Below are 20,242 nucleotides of genomic sequence, written 5' to 3' on the forward strand. Positions count from 1 at the left end.
CGCCTCACTGAAATAAAACGGTGGGGCCGGCAATGATCTCCCGGAAGGCAGGCCGCATGGTCACGGAGCAGCGGCACTATCAGATGTGCGTCCGCACCGTTATGGACACGACGGACCCGGAGATCAGCTTCGACGAAGACGGCGTCTCCTCCCACGCGCTGCGGTACGACCGAGAGTTTGCACCGATTGTCCAAGCTGCGATGCGTGGTGATCGGCTGAGTGAGCTCGATGCCGTCGTCGCCGAGATCAAGAAGGCGGGGGAGGGCAAGCCCTATGACTGCATCGTCGGCGTGAGCGGCGGTGTCGACAGCACGTACTTGATCCTCCAGGCCGTCAAGCGCGGACTGCGCCCGCTCGCCGTCCACTTCGACAGCGGCTGGAACTCCGAGCTGGCGGTCAGCAACATCCACAACATCGTCAGCAAGCTGGAGCTTGACCTCCACACAGACGTTGTCGACTGGCGTGAGATGCGGGACCTTCAGCTCGCGTTCTTCAAAGCATCAGTGCCCAACTGTGACATCCCGACCGATCATGCGTTCTCCCGCGTTGCGTTTCAGCAGGCCGAGAAGTACGGCATCAAATACATCCTCGGCGGAAGCAATCTTGCGAGCGAGTCGATCCTTCCGCAGTCGTGGGGATACAACGCGGCCGACGCCCGCCACCTCAAAGCCATCCATCGTCGCTTCGGTAGCGTGCGCTTGAAGACATACCCCGTGCTCGGGCTCTTCAAGCGTCACATCTGGTACGAGGCCATCCGCGGGATCAAGACGGTGAAGTTCTTGAACTACCTACCGTACGAGTACAAGGAAGCCAAGATCGCGATCACGCAGGAGCTGGGCTGGCGTGACTACGGCGGCAAGCACTACGAGTCGGTCTTCACTCGGTACTTCCAGGGCTACTACCTGCCGATGAAGTTCGGATTCGACAAGCGACTCGCGCATTATTCCTCCCTCATTCTTTCGGGGCAGATGTCCCGCGATGAGGCGCTGGCGCTGCTCGAAACCAGCAACTATCCAGAGGACCTGCGTCGTCAGGATCATGAGTTCATCGCGAAGAAGCTCGGCCTGTCGACGACGCAACTTGAAGAGATCTACGCGCGTCCCAAGGTGGACCACATGGAGTATCCGAACTCCAAGTGGGCGTGGGACCAGACGCTGAAGCTCGCGCGTTTCGCAGCGCGCATTGTCAAGAGATTCCGCCGATGACCGTCACCGTGATCGACTATGGCGGCGGCAACATCGGGTCCGTGGTGAACATGCTGAAGCGGGTGGGTTCCGACGTCGCGGTCGTGCGCGAGCCGGCGGAGATCGCCTCGAGCGAGCGCATCCTCCTGCCGGGGGTCGGAGCATTCGACCGGGGCGTGTCGCTCCTGAAGGAGACCGGATTCTTCGAACCGATCCGTGCTTTCGCCGTGTCTGGCCGCCCGGTACTGGGCATCTGCCTGGGCATGCAACTTCTCGCTGACTCCAGCGAAGAGGGCGAGCTGAGGGGCCTCGGTCTGATACCCGGCGCTGCGCGGCGCTTCGCGGCAAAGCCCGGACTGCGCATCCCCCACATGGGCTGGAACGCCGTCGTGCCGCGCGATCATGAGCCGCTCCTCGACGGCATCGCCGAGGAGAACCGCTTCTACTTTGTGCACAGCTACCATGTTGAGCCGGCAGACGAGTCGCACGTCGCAGCGACGACCGGTTACGGGTCAAGCTTCGTGTCGATGATCCGCCGCGACAACGTGGTCGGAGCACAGTTCCATCCAGAGAAGAGCCATGATTTCGGCAAGACTCTTCTCAAGAATTTCGCGGCAGCATGAACGTATTCCCGCGGGTCATCCCTGTCCTCCTCGTCAGTGACGGCTATCTCGTGAAGCCCGTCAAGTTCGGGGCGGCGAAGTACATCGGCGATCCGATCAATGCCGTCCGCATTTTCAATGAGAAGCAGGTCGATGAGCTGGTCATTTGCGACATCGATGCGTCTCCCAAGGGCAATGGCGTCAACTTCTCCCTCATAGAGGAGGTTGCGAGCGAAGCCTTCATGCCGGTCAGTTACGGCGGCGGAGTCGCGTCCGTCGCGGATGCTCGTCGAATCGTCGAGATCGGCATCGAGAAGGTTGTGGTGAACTCTGTGCTGGGGCGCCATCCCGAGGTGGTCACCGAGATCGCCGAAGCCCTCGGTAGCTCGAGCACCGTCGTGAGTATCGATGGCAAGAAGAAGCTACTGGGCGGTTACGAGGCGTTCGTGTCGAGGGGCTCACGCAAGCTGGGGATGACGCCCGTCGAGGCAGCGCAACGCGCGGAGGCTCTCGGCGCCGGCGAGGTGATCATCTCGTCGATCGACCGTGAGGGGACTTTCTCTGGGTATGACATCCCATTGATCTCCGCAGTGACAGAGTCCGTATCGATACCCGTCACCGCTCTCGGAGGGGCCTCGGGCATCTCCGACCTCGCGCAGGCATTCGAGGCGGGAGCATCCGCCGCTGCCGCGGGCAGCATGTTCGTGCTCAACGGACGGCATCGTGCAGTGCTCATCAGCTATCCCCAGCAGTCGGAAGTGCGTGGGCTGGCCGAGCACCTGCCTGGCGATGGTGGCCGCGCATGACCTCGACCCGTGCACGTGTGCTCGTGCTCACCTACACTCCCATCGCCCGTGAGCCCAGGGCACTCAAGCAGATCAATCACTTGGCAGAGCGGTTCGAGGTGACGAGCGCGGGGTTCGGCGAAGCACCAGTCGACGGGGTTGAGCACCTGGAACTCGAATCGTCTCCGCGCGCCCGAGGCATCGCCGCCCTGCCCGGTCTCTACACGCTCCTGCTCGCGTTCCGCATCTACCCCCTCCTGCAGCGGTGGAACTCTCGCAACCAAGCCGCTTTGCGGCGTCTCGCCGGCCGCGAGTGGGACGTCATCATCGCCCACGATGTTCATACACTCTGGCTCGCCAACCAACTGCGTCCTCGGCGGGGGATCCTGGTCGATCTGCACGAGTATGCGCCACGGCAGAACGAGCATTCCTTCCTCTGGCGCCTGCTGATCGGGCCGTATTTTCGCTGGATTTGTCGCCACCAAGTGACGAAGGCATCTGCGGTCACGACGGTGGGACAGGGCATCGTCGACGAGTACCGTCGCGAGTTCGGCTTCAATGCCTCACTCGTCGTCAATGCGACTCCGTTCCAGCCGCTGTCCCCGGTTCCCACGGCGCATCCGATCCGCCTCGTGCATAGCGGCATCCCAGGGCGTGCCCGCAAGCTCGAGATCATGATCGAGGCGGTGCGCTCCACCACGGCGGATGTCACCCTGGATCTCTTCCTGATCAAGGACGGGTCCGAGTACTACGACGAGCTTGTGGAACTCGCTGGCGACAGCGACCGCATCCGCTTCATGGATCCCGTCCCCTATGCAGACCTCGTCACGACTCTGAACGGATATGACCTGGGGCTCAGCGTCATTGCCCCGACAACCTTCAACCTCACGTGGTGCCTGCCCAACAAGTTCTTCGACTTCGTCCAGGCGCGACTCGGGGTCATCATCGGCCCGTCGGCGGAGATGGTCAGCTTCGTCGAGAGGTATGAGATCGGCGCAGTGGCCGATGACTTCACGGCCCAGTCATTAGGTCGCCTGCTGGAGACGATCACCCCCGCCCAGATCGAGGCGTGGAAGTCCAACTCCGACCGCTACGCGCGTGAGCTCTCGAGCGAGGAACAAGTGAAGATCTGGGGACGGATCGTCGAGGACATCGTGTCGTCCCGATAGATATGGTGACGCTGAGCCAAGGTATCCCACAGGGGGCGCCGAGAAGTCGCGATGCGTCGCGGACCCACCGCACCGACATCCAGGGGCTGCGCGCGATCGCTGTGCTCTCTGTCGTGCTGTACCACTCCGGAGTCGCCACCCTTTCGGGCGGGTACGTCGGCGTTGACGTGTTCTTCGTGATCTCGGGCTTCTTGATCACGGGCCACCTTCTCACCAACCTCGAGAGGCAAGGGCGGATCGACTTCGCACGCTTCTACGCGCGCAGGATTCGCCGAATCATTCCCGCGTCGATGGCTGTCATGGTGCTCACCGCCGTGGCGGCCTGGTTCTTCGTCCCCTCCGCGCTGCTTCCGAAGGTGCTCGGCGACGCGGCAGCCACGGCGATGTATGTCCCGAACGTCGCCTTTGCGATCCAAGGTACCGACTACCTCGCTGAGACCGCACCGTCTCCGTTCCAGCACTACTGGTCCCTCGGAATCGAAGAACAGTTCTATCTGTTCTGGCCGCTGGTCCTGTTGCTCCTGTGGACGATACTTGCCCGCGGGCATCGACCCCGCGCCCTGGCGGTTGTCGTCGCAATCCTCGTGGGCCTTTCCCTCATCGCGGGTGCGGTGTTGACGCTCCGATCCCAGCCATGGGCGTTCTTCAGCCTGCCAACGCGGGCGTGGGAGCTCGGGGTGGGAGCCTTGATCGCACTCATCGGTCCGACGATTGCGAAGAGACTGCCGCGTCCGGCGGCAACCGCCGGAGCCTGGCTCGGGTTGGCGCTGATTCTCGTGTCGGTACTCCGCTTCGACGCTGGCACGCATTTCCCGGGCGTGGCCGCCCTTGTCCCCGTCTCGGGAGCGGCTCTCGTGATCTTCTGCGGCCAGGCTCCGACGGGCAGGGCCCTCACCCTGGTGCTCGGCAACCAGGTCATGCAGTGGATAGGGCGGATCTCCTACTCCCTGTATCTCGTTCATTGGCCGCTGCTTGTCCTGCCCGCCCTCGCTGCGCCTCAGGGACTCCTCCCACTCGAGGCCACCCTCGCCCTGGGTGCGCTCTCAGTGCCGCTCGCCTGGCTGCTTCACCACGCTGTCGAGGAGCCCTTCCGGGAACGCCGGGGCGGGTGGCGCCTTCAACCCAGAGTCGTCATCGGAAGCGCCATCGTGCTTGCTCTGATCGTCTCTGCTGGTGCGATCGGGCTCGCGCGAGTGGTGGAAGCCCGCCCGACCCATACCGATTCAGCCGTCACGTCGGCCGGAGAGCTGACTTCACCGCCTGATTTCACCGGTTTCGTGCCCTCCAACCTCAGCCCGAACCTGCAGGAGGCAGACGGAGACCTGCCCGCGGTCTACGCGAATGGGTGCCACCTCGACGCAGGTGCCGCGCAACCGCAATCGTGCAGCTTCGGAGACATCGGTTCGGACACACGCGTCGCGCTCTTCGGAGACTCGCACGCGGCATCCTGGTTTCCCGCTCTCAACGCATTGGCCGAGAATGAGGGATTCCGGCTCGATGTGTACACGAAGTCATCGTGTCCCTCTGCCGAGGTGCCCATTCTGCGCGACGGCAACCCCTACGCGGACTGTGCGGATTGGCGCAGCGCCGTGATCGACAGGCTGGTCGAGAGCCCGCCGGACACCGTCATCATGTCCAACCTCGCCAACTATCCGGGCCAGGGTGAGGGGTTCACGCGGAAAGTTTGGTCGGACGGCGTTGGGCTCACTGTCGCCCGCCTGGCCGATTTGTCGCGGGTCGTGGTCATCTCAGACACTCCTGCCTTCCCGCAGACCCCTGCCATCTGCCTGTCCTCGCATCTCACCGACGCGACGGCGTGTGACACAGCCGTGGGTGAGGCGATCGACCCTGAGTGGCTGGACGCAGAGGCCGCGGCCGCGACGGCGGCAGGCGGACGGGTCGTGACCCTCAACGACTATTTCTGCGACGAGGAACGGTGCGGCGCCATCATCGGCTCGACGCTCGTCTATCGCGACGCCACACACTTCACGGCGACATTCAGCAGGCAGATGGCAGACCCTCTCTGGGAGCGGCTGAGCCCTCTCCTGCGCTGACGCGGCCTCAGAGCTTGTAGTTCATCCCGTCCAGCGCCATGCGCTCCGCGATCTCGACGACGCGCGAACCCTCCTCGAGCGTCACGATGCCCTGCGGGTCACCGGCGAGCACGGCATCGCGGAACGCCTCATGCTCTGCGAGGAGGGGCTCCTTGCGGTTGAGCGCGAAGCGGGTCATGTCACCTTCGGTGACCCCGCGGAACGTCGACGCCTGCTCCCACGTGTTCTCGATAACCCCGTTCTGGTAGTGCGTGAGGTCGGCGGTGAGGGTGTCCGCGACGAGCGCACCCTTCTCACCCGTGATGATCGTGGTGCGCTCCTTGAACGGCGTCAGCCAGTTCACGGTGTGCGAGGCGATCGTGCCACGGCTCAGCGTGCCGATCGCGATCACCATGTCCTCGTGGTCCCTGCCGCTGCGGTGCGCCGTGCGGGCATTCACCGACACGTACTCCTGCTGGGCCACCCACGCGGTGAGGTCGATGTCGTGCGAGGCGAGGTCCTTGATGACCCCGACATCCGCGATCCGTCCCGGGAAGGGCCCCTGCCGACGCGTGGCGATCTGGTAGATCTCACCGATCAGGCCATCTTCGATGCGCGCTCTCGCCGACTGCAGGGCGGGGTTGTAGCGCTCGATGTGGCCCACGCCGCCGATCAGGCCCGCCGCGGCGAAGAGCGCCCGCAGCTCAGTCGCCTCGTCAGACGTCGAGGCGACCGGCTTCTCGATGAGGGCGTGGATGCCGCGTTCCGCGAGCGAGCGCGCGATGTCGAGGTGGTACACGGTGGGAGCAGCGACGACGCAGTAGTCGAAGCCCATGTCGAGGAACTCGTGCAGGTCTTTCACGACCGGCTTACGCTCGATCGTCGCTGGCACGGAGTCAGCGGGGTCGTAGACGCCCACGAAGTCGACGCCTTCGAGCCCGTTGAGCACCCGACTGTGGTGGCGGCCCATCACTCCGAGGCCGAGTACGCCTGCGCGCAGCGCCATCAGGCACCCGCCTTGGCAACGTCGTTGACTGCAGAGACGATCGTCTCGAGGTCGCCCTGCGAGAGACTCGGATGCACCGGCAGCGAGATCACCTCGGCCGCCGCCTTCTCGGTCTGCGGCAAGTCCAGCTCAAGTTCGAACGACGGCAGGCGGTGGATCGGGGTGGGGTAGTAGACACCGTTGCCGACTCCACGCTCCGTGAGTTCGGCGGCGAAGGCGTCGCGGTCGCGGCCGTCCACTCGGATCGTGTACTGGTGGTAGACGTGCACGGCGCCGTCAGCCACGCTCGGCGTGATCACGCCCGTGATGTGCTCGGTGAGGAAGGCGGCATTCGACTGACGCTTGGCCGTCCATCCGGCCAGCTTCGTGAGCTGGACGCGGCCGATCGCGGCGTGCAGGTCGGTCATGCGGGTATTGAAGCCGACGATCTCGTTCGCGTAGCGCTTCTCCATTCCCTGGTTGCGCAGCAGTCGGATCACGCGTGCTGTCTCCTCCGACGGGGTCGTGACCATTCCGCCCTCGCCGGAGGTCATGTTCTTCGTCGGATAGAAGGAGAAGCACGCGGCGTCGCCCCAGGCCCCAACTGAGACGCCGTCGAGTGCCGCCGCGTGAGCCTGCGCGGCGTCCTCGATGAGCTTGAGGCCGTGCTTCTTTGCGAGCTTGGCGAACTGCACCATCGCGGCTGGATGTCCGTAGAGATGCACGGGCATGATCGCGCGGGTGCGTGGAGTGATGGCGGCCTCAGCGGCGCGCGGGTCGAGGCAGAACGAGTCGATGTCGATGTCGGCGAAGATGGCCGTAGCGCCAGCGAGATGCACCGCGTTCGCAGTTGCGGCGAAACTGAACGACGGCACGATTACTTCGTCGCCCGCGCCGACCCCCGCCGCGATGAGAGCCATGTGCAGCGCGGAAGTGCCCGAGTTGACCGCCACCGAGTACCGGCCGTCGACGATACGCGAGAACTCGTCTTCAAACGCCGCGACCTCCGGGCCCTGTGCGAGCATGCCGGAACGCATGACCCGATCGACGGCCTCCCGCTCTTCGTCACCGATGATGGGCTTCGCTGCAGGGATCATGCGTCAACTTCCGTGAGGGTGTTTGCTTCGGTCTGCCGGTACTTCGCGCCGGTCTTAGGGCAGGTCCACTCGCCAGCGCCGGCATCGACCAGGGGGTGGCCGGCCCGCCCCACCCAGCCGATGCGACGAGCGGGATTACCGACGACGAGTGCGAATGCCGGGACATCTTTCACCACAGTCGAGCCCGAGCCGACGAGCGCCCATTCGCCGATGGTGAGCGGGGCGATGCACACGCTCTTTGCGCCGATGGAGGCGCCGCGGCGCACCGTGACACCCACCGCGTCCCAATCCGACGCCGACTTGGGGGATCCGTCTTCGTTGATCGCCCGCGGGAACTGGTCGTTCGTGAACACGACGGCTGGTCCAACGAAGACCCCGTCCTCAAGCACAGCCGGTTCGTAGACGAGGGCGTGGTTCTGAACCTTGCAGTTGTCGCCCATGGTGACGCCGGATCCGATATAGGCGGCGCGCCCGACGATGCAGTTCTCGCCGATCTGAGCATTCTCGCGCACCTGCGCGTAGTGCCAGATTTTCGCGGAAGGAGCAATGCGCGCGGAGTCGGCGACGTCCGCCGTCTCATTGATGAGGCCGGTGCTCGAAGACATGGAACTCCACTGGGAAAGGGAAAACGTCGTGCCCATGGTATCCGCAGAGTCAGAGAGAGGCTTCAGGTGCTCGGCGAAACCAGCGTTGCTAGACTCCGGAGGTCCCTTTTCTTCTCCCCGAAAGGCGCCCATGCCCAAGCTCCGACCGGGTGTCGTCTCTGTTGTCCTCGTGAACTTCCGAGGCGCTGACGATACGATCGAGGCCATCGGGCACCTCGGCAGGCTCGACTGGCCGCAGGAGCGGCTTGAGATCGTTGTCGTGGAGAACGGTTCCGGCGACGACAGCGCCGAGCGCATCCGGGCCGCCGCACCCCACGTAAACCTGGTCGTCTCGAAGACGAACGACGGCTTCGCCGGGGGATGCAACAGGGGAGTGGCCGCCTCAAGCGGCGAGTACATCGCACTCTTGAACAACGACGCACGCCCGGACGAGAAGTGGGTGCGCGCCGCCGTCGAGAAGTTCGAGACATCCGACAAGATCGGTGCCGTCGCGAGCCGCGTGCTCGACTGGGAGGGCGAGAAGGTCGACTTCATCGGCTCCGCCATGACCTGGTACGGCATGGGCTACAAGCCGTTCACGGCCGAGCCGATCCCCAAGACCCCGGATGTGCCGCAGGACGTGCTCTTCGGCACCGGCTCCGCGATGTTCGTTCGGCGCGACGTCTATGACGCACTCGGCGGCTTCGACGAGCGCTACTTCATGTTCTTCGAAGACGTCGACCTTGGCTGGCGTCTCAACCTGCGCGGATGGCGTTACGCATACGAGCCCACCTCCCTCGCGTACCACAAGCACCACGCGTCGATGGCGGAGTTCGGCCCCTACAAGGAGACCTACCTCCTCGAACGAAACGCACTCTTTACCCTCTATAAGAACCTCGAAGAGGACGGCCTGCGCGAAGCGCTACCCGCCGCGACGATGCTCGCCATCCGTCGGGGCATCACGCGCGCGGGACTCGACTCCACCGCATACGACCTGCGGAAGCCCGGGGGCGACGACACCGACACCGACACCGTCTCCAAGCAGGCGGTCGCAGCGATGTTCGCGATCGACCAGCTCGTCGAGAACCTGCCGTCACTGCGCAAGAGCCGCGACGAGATCCAGACCACGCGCACCGTCAGCGACGGCATGCTCTGGCGCCTCTTCGGCCAAGTGGATGCTCCGGTGTACCAAGAGGAGAAGTACCTCGACGGCTACACCGACATCGTCAGTGCCTTCGACGTCCTCGAACCCACCGAGCGCACCCGCGTCGTGATCGTCACCGGCGACCCGATCGGCAAGAAGCTCGCCGGCCCCGCCATCCGTGCCTGGAACATGGCCGAGCTACTCTCCCGTGACAACGACGTCTGTCTCGTCACCCTTTCGGGCGCGGAGGAGATGGACGCTCCCTTCCGCATCGAGCACGTGCGCCCGGGTGACGACGGCAAGTTCGGGCCGCTCGAGAAGTGGGCGGATGTCATCGTCTTCCAAGGGCACGCGATGGCCGTCTTCGAGTCGATCCGCACGAGCTCCAAGATCCTCGTCGTCGACATTTACGACCCCATGCACCTCGAACAGCTTGAGCAGGGGAGGGAGCTGCCGGCCGCCCAGTGGACGCAGCAGGTGGCCGAGGCGACGGAGGTGCTCAACGAGCAGTTGCAGCGGGGAGACTTCTTCCTCTGCGCATCCGATCGGCAGAAGATGTTCTGGCTCGGCCAGCTCGCCGCACTCGGGCGCATCAACCCGCTCAACTACGACGGTGACCCCGATCTTGATGGGCTCATCAGCATCGCTCCGTTCGGGCTTTCCGCGACGCCGCCCACGCACGAACGCGAGGTGCTCAAGGGTGTCATGCCGGGCATCGACCGTGACGACAAGGTGCTGCTGTGGAGCGGCGGCCTCTACAACTGGTTCGACCCCAAGACGCTGATCCGCGCCGTTGCCGATCTCTCCCAGCGCCGCGAGGGCGTGCGTCTCTTCTTCCAGGGCACCAAGCATCCGCACCCCGGCGTGCCCGAGATGCGCATCGTGAAGGAGTCCCGCGCGCTCGCCGAGGAGCTTGGCGCACTCGACACCTCAGTCTTCTTTAACCCCTCGTGGGTCGACTACGCCGACCGGCAGAACTACCTCACCGAGGCGGATGCCGGCGTCAGCACGCACTTCTCGCACATCGAGACCACCTTCTCGTTCCGCACCCGCATCCTCGACTACCTCTGGGCTGAGCTGCCCATGGTCGTCACCGAGGGCGACCACTTCGCCGAACTGATCGCCGCCGAGAACCTCGGTGTCGTCGTCAAGGCAGAGGATGTCGCGGGGCTGTCGGCCGCGCTTGAACGGGTGCTCTTCGACGAGGAGTTCATTGCCGAGGCGAAGGCTAACATCCGCCGGGTGCGCGAGCGGTACTTCTGGGAGGCGGCCCTCGCCCCGCTCGTCGACTTCGTCGCTGACGCAGAGCACGCGGCCGACCACCGCGGCCTGACCGCCGCCCAACTCGCCGCGGCGGCCCAGGGGCGCAAGCAGCGTCGCCGCTCCGGGCTCATGCACGACATCGGTCGCGCCGCCTTCTACCTGCGTACGGCGGGTCCCTCCGCGGTCGCAGGCAAGGTCGCGAAGCGCCTGAAGAGGCGCGGATGACTTCTTCCAGCCCGGCCGAACAGCTTCCGGAGTCCACACCGCGACCACGCGTTCGCGTGCGCCAATCGCTGTCTGGGGGTATGGCTGGTCACCACAACTCTTTGGGATTGCTGCGCCTAGTTCTTGCCTCGGCCGTGATTTTCTCCCACGCCTTCCCGCTTGGAGGCTGGGGCAACGACCCCATGCCGCTCATCGTGAGGAATCAGGAGACGATCGGCGGAATCGCCGTCGTCGGCTTCTTCGCCATCAGCGGCTACCTCATCGCCAAGAGCGGTGCGGGCTCCGACATCGTGCAGTTCCTGTGGCGACGCGTGTTGCGCATCTTCCCGGCCTTCTGGCTGGTGCTCGCCGTTGGCGCCTTCGTCGTCGGCCCGATCGTATGGCTGCTGGATGGCAACCCGCTTCGTGCGTACTTCACGGTTGGGGGTGGCGGTCCGGTGAGCTACATCGTTGCCAACGCCGACCTCACCATGCGGGCCTGGGGGGTGCAGGACGTCTTCGCCGCGACGACGCCCTACGGCGAACTCGCCGGAACCAGCGTGCTCAACGGCTCCCTCTGGACCCTGGCCTACGAATGGTCCTGCTACCTGCTCATCGCCCTCTTCTTGGTCATCGGCGCGCTGAGGCACGCACGTTGGTTGGTTGTGCTCGCGACCCTCGGTTTCCTTGCCGTCTCACTCTCGAACACCTTCTTGCCAACTCTCGTGCCCTCGATCATTCCGATGCTGGGCGATCCATACCGAGTCAATCTCACCTACATCTTCCTGATCGGGGCCTGCCTGGGTCTCTACTCCAAGGCGATCCCGCTCAATAACGTGCTGGGCATCACCAGCGGTGCCGTCGTCATCCTTACGCTCGCCTTTGGCGGGTGGGTGCTGATCGGTTACCCAGCCTTCGCTTATCTTCTGCTGTGGGCCGCGGCGAAGCTGCCGGCGCGTGTGCAGTGGATCGGCGCCAAGAATGACTACTCCTACGGCATCTACGTCTACGGCTTCCTTGTGCAACAGTTCACCGCCTACCTGGGCTGGCACAATTGGGGATACGTCGGATGGGTCGCCACGACGCTCATCGTCACCTTCGGGTGCGCGTGGCTGAGCTGGCATGGCCTCGAGAAGCGCGCCATGACGCTCAAGGACCTCGGGCCGGGACGGGGCATCCGCTGGTGGTTCCGCTGGGCACGTGACCGCCTCCGCGGCCCGCAACCCCCTGCGGAAACCGGTGCAGAGCATCCGGCACCCGCACGCGCCGAATAGCGCTGACCCGCTGCGCGCTCGCTAGAGTCGAACAATCCCTTATTACCGCAAGGAGACACCTCTTGGCCGCCACTGACATCGGCACCGTCCTGGTCACAGGAGGGGCAGGCTTCATCGGCTGCGCCCTTTCGCAGCGTCTTGCCGCACGCGCGGACCGCTGGGTCGTGCTCGACAACCTTCACCCTCAGGTGCACCCGAGTGCCGAGCGTCCGGCCGAGCTGCACGCGGCCGCCGAACTCGTCAAGGGCGACGTCACGAGCCCCGACGACTGGAACGCCCTGCTCGCCGACGTGAAGCCTGACATCATCATCCACCTCGCGGCGGAGACGGGCACGGCACAGTCGCTGCACGAGGCGACCCGCCACGCTGAAGTGAATGTCGTCGGCACCACGCAGATGTTGGATGCGCTGGGCCGGGCCGGGCACACGCCACGCCAGTTCTTGCTGAGCAGCAGCCGCGCCGTCTACGGCGAGGGCGAGTGGCGTCGCGAAGACGGCACGGTGTTTGCGCCCGGTCAGCGATCGCACGCACAGTTCGAGCGTCACGAGTGGGACTTCGAAGGAGCGCGGCCACTGCCGAGCGAGGGCTCGCGGACCCGTCCCGCCCCCACGAGCGTTTACGGCGCAACGAAGCTGGCCCAGGAGAACATCCTGTCGGCCTGGACCTCCTCGCACGACGTGGCCCTCACCATACTGCGGTTCCAGAACGTCTACGGGCCCGGCCAGTCGCTCATCAATCCCTACACGGGTATCGTCTCCCTCTTCTCGCAGATGGCGATGCGCGGCGAATCGATCCCCGTGTACGAGGACGGTCTCATCACGCGAGACTTCGTCTACATCGAGGATGTCGCGGCATCGCTCGAGAGCGTGATCGGCGACCTCGAGACCGGCTCGACTCCCTTCGACGTCGGTTCGGGTGTCGGCACGACCATCATGCAACTCGCACAGCACATCGCCGACTTCCACGGCGCACCTGCACCCCATGTGACGGAGCAGTTCCGCGACGGAGACGTGCGCCACGCGGAGTGCACGATCGAACGGACCACGGCCGAGCTCGACTGGGAACCCGAATGGTCAGTGGAGCGCGGCATCGCGAGCCTGCAGCAGTGGATCGCCGCCCGGGTCTGACCCCACGATGAGCGAGGGGGCGGGCGCGCCGGCGCACGAGAACAGGGGAACGGGCGGGGGCGCGACGCAGATCGTCGCCGCAACCGTCGTCGCTGGCGTCGCTGGCTACCTTGTCACCTGGCTCGTCTACCGGGTGGTCGGCCCGGCGCCGTACGCCCTCTTCGCGATCTTCTGGGCGACCATCTATCTCGTAGTGGGCGCGCTCTCCGGTATCCAGCAGGAGGTGACGAGGGCGACGCATGCCATCGCTCCCGGCAGCCGACACCGCGCGAGTCGGTCGCGCGACTTCGGCGTGCTCGCGGCCAGTCTCGTGGTGATTCTCACGGTTGCGACAGCGCCCCTTTGGGTCGACGCTGTGTTCCCGGCCCAGGGGTGGGCGCTCGTGTGGCCGCTCGCCGTGGGAACGGGAGCCTATGTGCTTGTCGCCACCCTGAGTGGCACCCTCTACGGCGTCAGCCAGTGGCGGTCGCTCGCCCTCATGATCTCAATCGACGGTGTGCTGCGCCTCCTGCTCGTCGGAGTAATGCTGACGGTCGCAGACGATATCGTGGCACTCGCGTGGGCGGTGGCTCTCCCTTTCCCTCTTGCCATCATGCTGCTGTGGCCAGTGATCCGCCGGGGGGTCGTCGGCCGCACCGACATCGACGTAGGGTTCGGGCGACTCTCGTGGAACGTGGCGCGCACGATGCTCGCTGCGGTCTCGACCGCTGTGCTCGTGAGCGCGTTTCCCCTCCTGCTCGGGGTCACGTCGCGCGGTGCCGATGCCGCGCTGATCGGTGAACTCGTGTTCACCATGACTCTCACCCGCGCGCCACTCGTCGTCTCGGTCATGGCACTTCAGGGCTACTTCATCGTGCAGTTCCGCGAGAGGCTCGAAGGCTGGGTGCGCTTCCTCCTCATCATCCTGGGCGTGCTGCTGCTCGGGGGCCTCCTGCTGGCCTTGGCCGGCTGGTGGCTCGGACCCGCCGTGTTCCAATTCGTCTCCGGCGCCCCCGTCACCCTTGACGGCGGCGTGATCGCCATCATGGTGGCCTCCTCCGTGCTCGTCGGTGCGCTCAGCGTGAGCGGCTCGGCGGTGCTCGGCAGGGGCGGCCACCTCGCCTACTCGACCGGATGGCTTCTCGCTGCCCTCGCGACGGTCGTGATCATGGCGCTTCCGATCGACGACATCATTCTCCGTGTGTGCGCGGCGACCCTCGTGGCGCCGCTTGTGGGCCTCGCAACGCACGCGGCCTGGCTGCTCGCGACAGCGGGACGGATGCCGCGCCGCACCTCCAGCGAGGTCCTGCCGTGACCCGCACGCAGCGACTGCGCTCAGGTCGCAGCGTCTGGCCCTCGGTGATTCCGGCGGTCTTCGCGTTCCTCGTCGTGGCCGCAGCAGCGGGGACCCTTTTCGGCCTTCCCCTGTGGCCCCTTCTCGCGGCGGCTGCCGTGCCGTGGACAGTCGCGGCATCCGCCCGCATGGGATCCTTCGCGGCGATCATGGGTGCGGTCGTCGTCACCCTGTGGCTCGTCGTCGGGGTACTGATGCTCTCGCCGCTCACCCCCGTGCCGATGCACATCACGGTGACCGCCGTGTGGACCCTGGTCGGTCTTGCGGGCGCCGCCATGCATCTTGGCCGGGACATCGTGATCGCCCGCCCGCGTCATACCACGGTCGTCACCTGGGCGCCTGCCGCAGTCGGCGGCGCCTTCTGGATCGTCCTGTCCCAGGTGAGCGCCCAGCTGCCGGGGGCCTCACGATTGTCTCTCGTCGTGCACGGCGATTCCGCCAACAACGTGCTGTTTGCCCGGAGGGTGCTCTCGGACAACGGGATCGCGGCCGGGCCGGAGGAGAACCCCGTTCCTCTGCCAGCGGCGCTCCTCGCCCTCGCGATGGCGCCCGGTCGCTCGGCCGTCGAACCGGGGGAGCTCCTCCGCCACGACCTCACCGCGTTCACGGGTGTGTGGGCCATGGTCATCGCTGGAGTCTGCCTGCTGGCCGGTGTGCTTGCCGCCGCGATCACCTCCAGGGCGGGTGGCGGCGACCTGACCGTGGCGGCGGTCGGAGCGGTTGTCTCCTTCGTGCCGCTCAGTTGGATCGTGACGGGGTATCCGCTCGAGTTCGGCTTCTTCAACGCCCACATCGCACTGCTCGTCGTCCTGGCAGCGTTTGCGGGATATCTCGTCGAGGAGCGAAGTCCAGCCCACTCCCTCGCGCTCCTGTGCCTGACCGCGACGCTCCTTCTCACGGTGTGGAGCCCCTTCGTGCTGCTTCCCGCCGCACTCGCGCTCGTCGTCTTTCTCAGGCACCGCCGCACCCTGCCCTCGGTGCGGGGCTGGTCTGCAGTCTTTCTCCTCGGTTCTTTCGCGCAACTCATGCTCTACGGCCTGTTGGTCGTGCTTCCCAGCTTCCTGGCCCTCTCCGGCTTCCTCTCCGCGCCCGGCGGTGCCCACTCGGTGCCCCGATGGATTCTCGGCGCCGTCATCATCTGCACGATCGTGCTGGCGATCGCTGCCTTCAGGAGCCCGCGGCATCCGGTCGTCTTCGGCGTCGTCGCCGTCTCCGGGGGTGGCCTGCTCGGCTTGGCCCTGCTGCTGTTCATCTCGCGGAACGAGTCGACACCGTGGACGTATTACCCGCTCAAGTACATGTGGCTGATCACGGTGGTCATGGTGCTCCTCTTGCTCGGCGTCGTCGCGGCGGCGATCGTGCATCGCATCCCACAGCGGCCGTTTCGCATCGTCGCATTCCTGGCGGCGGCTGGGATGCTGTTCGTCTTCCTCGATTGGGTTCCGGTGGGGACTACACGTGAGCGGCAGGCCGGGCCAGTCGTCAAGCTTCTGCGTGGCGAGTTCCTGGGCCACGGCGACGACGTGGTCGATGAGATCACGAGCCTCGCTGACCCCGGGCAGTCCCACGTGCTGTGGCGTTCCGGTTCGGCACACGAAAGCACCATCAACTTCTGGCTGATGCAGATGTGGGCCGATTCCCTCGAAGGTGACGACGAGCTTCGCAACGCCGCCTATGGCCTGTATGACACCAATCAGGTTGCCGACCTTTGCAGCATCGTCGATCTCATGGGCGGCGGCACCATCGTGCATTCGGCCGACACCAGGCTCGGTGCGGAACTCGCTGGAGCCTGTCCCGAGGTTGAGGCGGTTGTCGTCAGGCGCTGAGCGCGCGGGTTCGGGATACCGCGACTATCCACGCGGCGCCGCCAGCCACCACGGCTGCGAAGCCAAGCAGCGACAGCCAGAGCCCGCCCGGGGGAACCCAGTCGGCGGCCGTGAGCATGTCCGCCCAGCTGGCGTCGAGTCCCACGCTGTAGCGACGCAATGCTGTTGCGAAGGCGTGCAATTGCGCGGCACCCCATAACACCGCGATGGTGACGGTGAGTCGCCTCAGCGGCGAACCGGCCGCGGGCAGCACGTCCGAGAGCACGGCGGCCACGCCGAGCACCGCGCAGACGAGGACCGGCAGGATGTAGCGGCCCTGCCAGATGATCCCCCCGCCCGTGATGTAGACGGCCTGCATGAGGGGAGGCAGCGCGATGGTGGCTCCCACGAGCAGCACCGCGAAGACGAGGGCACGTCCCCTGAGCAAGGCCGCTGCGAGCAGGAGCAGCCCGCCCATGAGAGTGGCCCATACGGCGAAGACGAAGAGGGGGGAGGGGGTGTCGAGCCAGCCGAAGATCCCGATGGCGCCCTGCAGGTAGTCGATGGTGGCCTGGAAGGTCCACCAGGCGCCGTAATACCAGGGCGCGCCGACCCCTGGGGCGATCGTCTCGGTGAGGGGATCGTCGACGGCGGCGCCGAGCGAGTTGGTGCCGAACAGCCACGCCGCAGCCGCGATGAAGGCGATGGCGGCGCCCGCGATCACCACCAGCACAGCTCGGCGGCGAAGGAGTGCCGTGAGTTCGTCGAGTCGCAATAGGACGAGGGGTACCAGTAGCGCTACGACCAGCCACAGGATCGACAGCCCGCGCATGTTGCCCGCGACGGCCGCTCCCGCGAGCACGATGGCCGCGCTGGGCGCGATCGGCAGGTGTCTCTCTCGAATGATGGTCAGCATCCCCGTGAAGGCGGCCAGGGTTGCGGTGATCTCCAGAGCGTTCGGATTGACGGTGCCGCCGAGGAAGAGCACCATCGGGGTCGTCGCGACCGCGAGTCCGATCAGAGGCAGCACGCGACGGCGCCACGACCAGACAAGCCCGAACGCGAGAGCCAGGAAGCCGGACACGACCACAGCGCTCGCCAGGCGCATCCCATAGATGCCCGTGCTATCGCCGAAGAGCAGTGAGGGCCATCCGCTCAGCAGGTAGTAAAGAGGGTTGTAGAGTCCTGCCGTCGTCGAGCCTTCGACAACCTCGTCCGTCGGCACAGGCACTTCGGGGGCGCAGTCTGCTTCTTCGCGACCGTCGAAGGCGTAGCAGGTCTGGGCATGTGTATGAGAGACGTAGCGAGGGACGTCGACGATGTGGCCGAAGCTTCCCTGGTCACCGATGAACTCGCCTCTCACGACCGACGCCGCCTTGACCAGGTGGGCGGGCTCATCGGGTGCCGCACCGATCGGAGTCGCGATCGCCCACAGCGACATGAGAAGACCGATGACTACCCATGCGGCAGTGAACGGCCGCCAGAGGCGAGGCCGCGGTTCAGCGGCCGTCACTGTTGCCCGACTTCGATGCCAACTCCATCTCGATGAGGGCGACGCGCTCGGCGAGGGTGCGGGTGCGGGCCTCGAGCTTGGTGAGTTCGGCGGATGCCTGCAAGCACACGAAGAAGAGGATCGTAATGCTCACGAAGAACACCAGGTTGATGGGCACCTCGATGCCGATGACATCCGCCGCCCACTCGAGTGTCGAGGGGAAGATGCCGGCGATGAGAGCCATGACGCCCGCGACGAACCACCAGATGGCGTGGCGTTCCCGAAGCAGATGTCTGCGCAGCATCTCGATGACCACCACAAGGATGAGGAGCGCGGAGGCGATGCCGAAGATGTAGCTGGTGACTGTCACAGTGCGCTCCCGACACGGTAGGTGGAACGGGGGCGGATGAAGGCGACAACGAGCGCGACGGCGGCCCTGCCGAGGTATGCGGCCGCCTTGAAGGGATTGTGGGAGGGCACGCCGCCAGCACGAACGCGCATGGCAACAGGAACCTGTCGCACGACGAGGCCGGAGCGGGATGCGATCACGAGCGCCTCGATTGTGTCTCCGAGGTATTCGGCGGGGTAGTGCTGGGCGAAGAGACGGATGGCTCGGGGGCCCGATGCGCGGAATCCCGAGGTGGTGTCGGTGAGCTTCGTGCGTGAGGTCCGGCTGAGTACGAGGGCGAGCACCTTCATCGCCCACTGGCGGGGACCACGCACGCGATAGTCGCCTTCGCCCGCGAACCGGGCGCCCAGGACGAGGTCGGCGTGCTGGAGTTCACGCAGAAGCGCGGGCACTCCGTCTGGGTCGTGCTGGCCATCCGAGTCCACCTGCACGACGGCGTCAAAGCCGCGCTCGAGGGCGTAGCGGAATCCGACGCGCATAGCGCCCCCGACGCCGAGGTTGTAGGGAAGCGTGGCCACGAGCGCGCCGGCCTCGCGGGCGACGGTGCTCGTCGCATCCCGCGATCCGTCGTCCACGACGAGGACGGTGGCTCCGGGCAGCTTCGCCTGCACCTCGCGTACGACGTCGCCGACGGACTCCTCCTCGTTGAAGGCGGGCATCACGATGAGCGTGCGCGGGTGATCTGGGGACACGCCCACGATTCTATCGACGCGCCGGTGGTCGGCTTTGCGCTACGCCGTTCGCCGTCAGTAGGGAAGCCCGAGCACGTGCCGGGTGAGCGTGCGGATGCCCGTCTTGTTCTGCTTGGCGACCGCGCCTGGCAGTTCGGTGAGCGCGTGCAGGCGTGAGGTCAGGTGATTGCGTGCCGCCCGCGCCGCCCTCGGCCAGCCGAGAGACTTGGCCGTCTCCTCAGCCTCGCGGAACAGCGTGCGCTCCTGTCGGAACTTGGAACCATCCGGGCCGGTCACGGCCGAGACGCTCGCTGAGTGCCGACGGTAGGCGAAGACGACCTCATCATCGAGCACGAGCGAGCCACCCTGAGCAGCGATCTGGAACATCATGGCGAGATCCTGCGTCACGTCGAGGTCCGTGCGGAATCCGGATGCCACGCGAGAGACCCGCCAGGTGACGCTCGGAAAGTACGGCCAGAAGCCCCGCAGCAGACTGGTCGCCAGCTCTTCGCCCCGGTACTGCCGTGCTCCCGTGCCACGGAAACGGTAGAGCGCCTTGACGCGGTCGGCGAGCGGCTCGACCGGCTTGCCGTTCTCGTCGATGACGGTAACCCCCGGTTGGATGATGTCGGCATCCGGGAACTCGGCGATGAGTTGCCGGATGCGACCCACGTATCCGGGAAGCATGACGTCGTCGCAGCCCATGATCGTCACGAACTCGCTCTCGGCCAGCCCCACGCTCTTGTTGTAGTTGCGGCTGGGGCGCAGGTTCTCCTCGTTTCGAATGTAGGAGACTCGGGGGTCATCGATCGACTTCGCCCACTCGCCGGCCGACAGGTCCGGATAGACGTCGTCGACGATTGTCAAGCGCCAGTTGGGGTCCTCTTGGCGCAGCACGCTCTCGACGGCGATCATGAAGTGGTCGACGCTGCCCCAGAAGGGCATCATGATGTCGAGTGGCTCACCGGCTGCTGGACTCTGCTGGGCTGCGTTCACGGTCACCCAGCCTACCCAGCCATCAGGTCTGGCGACGCTGCTCGACTAAGCTCAGTGGCATGTGTGTTGGCGCTCCAGACCTCCG

Annotated in this window: 17 protein-coding genes; 10 read left to right on the forward strand and 7 right to left on the reverse strand. The window is 65.7% G+C overall.

The features are described 5' to 3' along the window. Positions 1–32 precede the first annotated feature (32 nt). The 5 genes from ACIQK7_RS08925 to ACIQK7_RS08945 are packed head-to-tail and all read left to right on the forward strand — an operon-like array spanning position 33 to position 5,794. Positions 33–1,205 (forward strand): N-acetyl sugar amidotransferase, encoded by a 1,173-nt coding sequence (locus tag ACIQK7_RS08925; RefSeq protein ID WP_403023498.1) that lies wholly within the window; start codon positions 33–35, stop codon positions 1,203–1,205. Next, entirely contained in the window at positions 1,202–1,807 is a 606-nt protein-coding gene (gene hisH / locus ACIQK7_RS08930) for an imidazole glycerol phosphate synthase subunit HisH (protein ID WP_403023501.1), read from the forward strand. The genes ACIQK7_RS08925 and hisH overlap by 4 nt, the downstream gene beginning before the upstream one ends. After that, positions 1,804–2,592 (forward strand): AglZ/HisF2 family acetamidino modification protein, encoded by a 789-nt coding sequence (locus ACIQK7_RS08935; protein WP_403023503.1) that lies wholly within the window; start codon positions 1,804–1,806, stop codon positions 2,590–2,592. The genes hisH and ACIQK7_RS08935 overlap by 4 nt, the downstream gene beginning before the upstream one ends. Beyond that, positions 2,589–3,740 carry a glycosyltransferase gene (locus ACIQK7_RS08940; RefSeq protein WP_403023505.1) on the forward strand — a complete coding sequence of 384 codons (1,152 nt, stop codon included), beginning with the start codon at positions 2,589–2,591 and terminating at the stop codon, positions 3,738–3,740. Before ACIQK7_RS08935 ends, ACIQK7_RS08940 begins: the two co-directional genes overlap by 4 nt. Positions 3,741–3,763: 23 nt before the next feature. Continuing rightward, positions 3,764–5,794, forward strand: coding sequence for an acyltransferase family protein (locus ACIQK7_RS08945; protein ID WP_403024032.1), 2,031 nt, complete (start codon positions 3,764–3,766; stop codon positions 5,792–5,794). A gap of 7 nt (positions 5,795–5,801) precedes the next feature. Here the strand turns inward: ACIQK7_RS08945 and ACIQK7_RS08950 are convergent, their stop codons facing one another. The 3 genes from ACIQK7_RS08950 to ACIQK7_RS08960 are packed head-to-tail and all read right to left on the reverse strand — an operon-like array spanning position 5,802 to position 8,496. Then, complete coding sequence (locus ACIQK7_RS08950; protein ID WP_403023508.1) at positions 5,802–6,779, reverse strand: Gfo/Idh/MocA family protein; 978 nt, start codon at positions 6,777–6,779, stop codon at positions 5,802–5,804. Further along, positions 6,779–7,855: a DegT/DnrJ/EryC1/StrS family aminotransferase gene (locus ACIQK7_RS08955; protein WP_403023511.1), complete on the reverse strand. Its 1,077-nt coding sequence runs from the start codon at positions 7,853–7,855 to the stop codon at positions 6,779–6,781. The genes ACIQK7_RS08950 and ACIQK7_RS08955 overlap by 1 nt, the downstream gene beginning before the upstream one ends. Beyond that, a complete protein-coding gene (locus ACIQK7_RS08960; protein ID WP_403023514.1) occupies positions 7,852–8,496 on the reverse strand; it encodes an acyltransferase in 645 nt (214 codons plus the stop codon). The genes ACIQK7_RS08955 and ACIQK7_RS08960 overlap by 4 nt, the downstream gene beginning before the upstream one ends. Before the next feature lie 94 nt (positions 8,497–8,590). Between ACIQK7_RS08960 and ACIQK7_RS08965 the strand changes: the two genes are divergently transcribed. The 5 genes from ACIQK7_RS08965 to ACIQK7_RS08985 all read left to right on the forward strand — a co-directional run bounded on the left by ACIQK7_RS08965 (position 8,591) and on the right by ACIQK7_RS08985 (position 16,610). Further along, positions 8,591–11,071, forward strand: coding sequence for a glycosyltransferase (locus ACIQK7_RS08965; RefSeq protein ID WP_403023517.1), 2,481 nt, complete (start codon positions 8,591–8,593; stop codon positions 11,069–11,071). An 80-nt stretch (positions 11,072–11,151) separates the two neighbouring features. After that, the gene (locus tag ACIQK7_RS08970) at positions 11,152–12,324 is read left to right on the forward strand and encodes an acyltransferase family protein (RefSeq protein WP_403023519.1); all 1,173 of its coding nucleotides are present in this window, start codon (positions 11,152–11,154) and stop codon (positions 12,322–12,324) included. Between the two features lie 62 nt (positions 12,325–12,386). Next, positions 12,387–13,451, forward strand: coding sequence for an NAD-dependent epimerase/dehydratase family protein (locus tag ACIQK7_RS08975; RefSeq protein ID WP_403023522.1), 1,065 nt, complete (start codon positions 12,387–12,389; stop codon positions 13,449–13,451). Between the two features lie 7 nt (positions 13,452–13,458). Beyond that, positions 13,459–14,745: a hypothetical protein gene (locus ACIQK7_RS08980; RefSeq protein ID WP_403023525.1), complete on the forward strand. Its 1,287-nt coding sequence runs from the start codon at positions 13,459–13,461 to the stop codon at positions 14,743–14,745. Then, positions 14,742–16,610, forward strand: a complete 1,869-nt coding sequence (locus ACIQK7_RS08985; RefSeq protein WP_403023528.1) for a hypothetical protein — start codon at positions 14,742–14,744, stop codon at positions 16,608–16,610. The genes ACIQK7_RS08980 and ACIQK7_RS08985 overlap by 4 nt, the downstream gene beginning before the upstream one ends. Here the strand turns inward: ACIQK7_RS08985 and ACIQK7_RS08990 are convergent. From ACIQK7_RS08990 to ACIQK7_RS09005, 4 genes are all read right to left on the reverse strand, one after another. Beyond that, positions 16,600–18,030, reverse strand: coding sequence for a DUF2142 domain-containing protein (locus ACIQK7_RS08990; protein ID WP_403023530.1), 1,431 nt, complete (start codon positions 18,028–18,030; stop codon positions 16,600–16,602). The two genes, ACIQK7_RS08985 and ACIQK7_RS08990, sit on opposite strands and share 11 nt — an antisense overlap. Positions 18,031–18,088: 58 nt before the next feature. Continuing rightward, complete coding sequence (locus tag ACIQK7_RS08995) at positions 18,089–18,451, reverse strand: DUF2304 domain-containing protein (RefSeq protein ID WP_403023533.1); 363 nt, start codon at positions 18,449–18,451, stop codon at positions 18,089–18,091. Beyond that, positions 18,448–19,149, reverse strand: a complete 702-nt coding sequence (locus ACIQK7_RS09000; RefSeq protein WP_403024035.1) for a glycosyltransferase family 2 protein — start codon at positions 19,147–19,149, stop codon at positions 18,448–18,450. The genes ACIQK7_RS08995 and ACIQK7_RS09000 overlap by 4 nt, the downstream gene beginning before the upstream one ends. A gap of 87 nt (positions 19,150–19,236) precedes the next feature. Continuing rightward, a complete protein-coding gene (locus ACIQK7_RS09005; protein ID WP_403023535.1) occupies positions 19,237–20,157 on the reverse strand; it encodes a glycosyltransferase in 921 nt (306 codons plus the stop codon). Positions 20,158–20,242 lie beyond the last annotated feature (85 nt).

Source organism: Salinibacterium sp. GXW1014, assembly GCF_044769865.1.
In the GTDB taxonomy this organism is placed as follows: domain Bacteria; phylum Actinomycetota; class Actinomycetes; order Actinomycetales; family Microbacteriaceae; genus Homoserinimonas.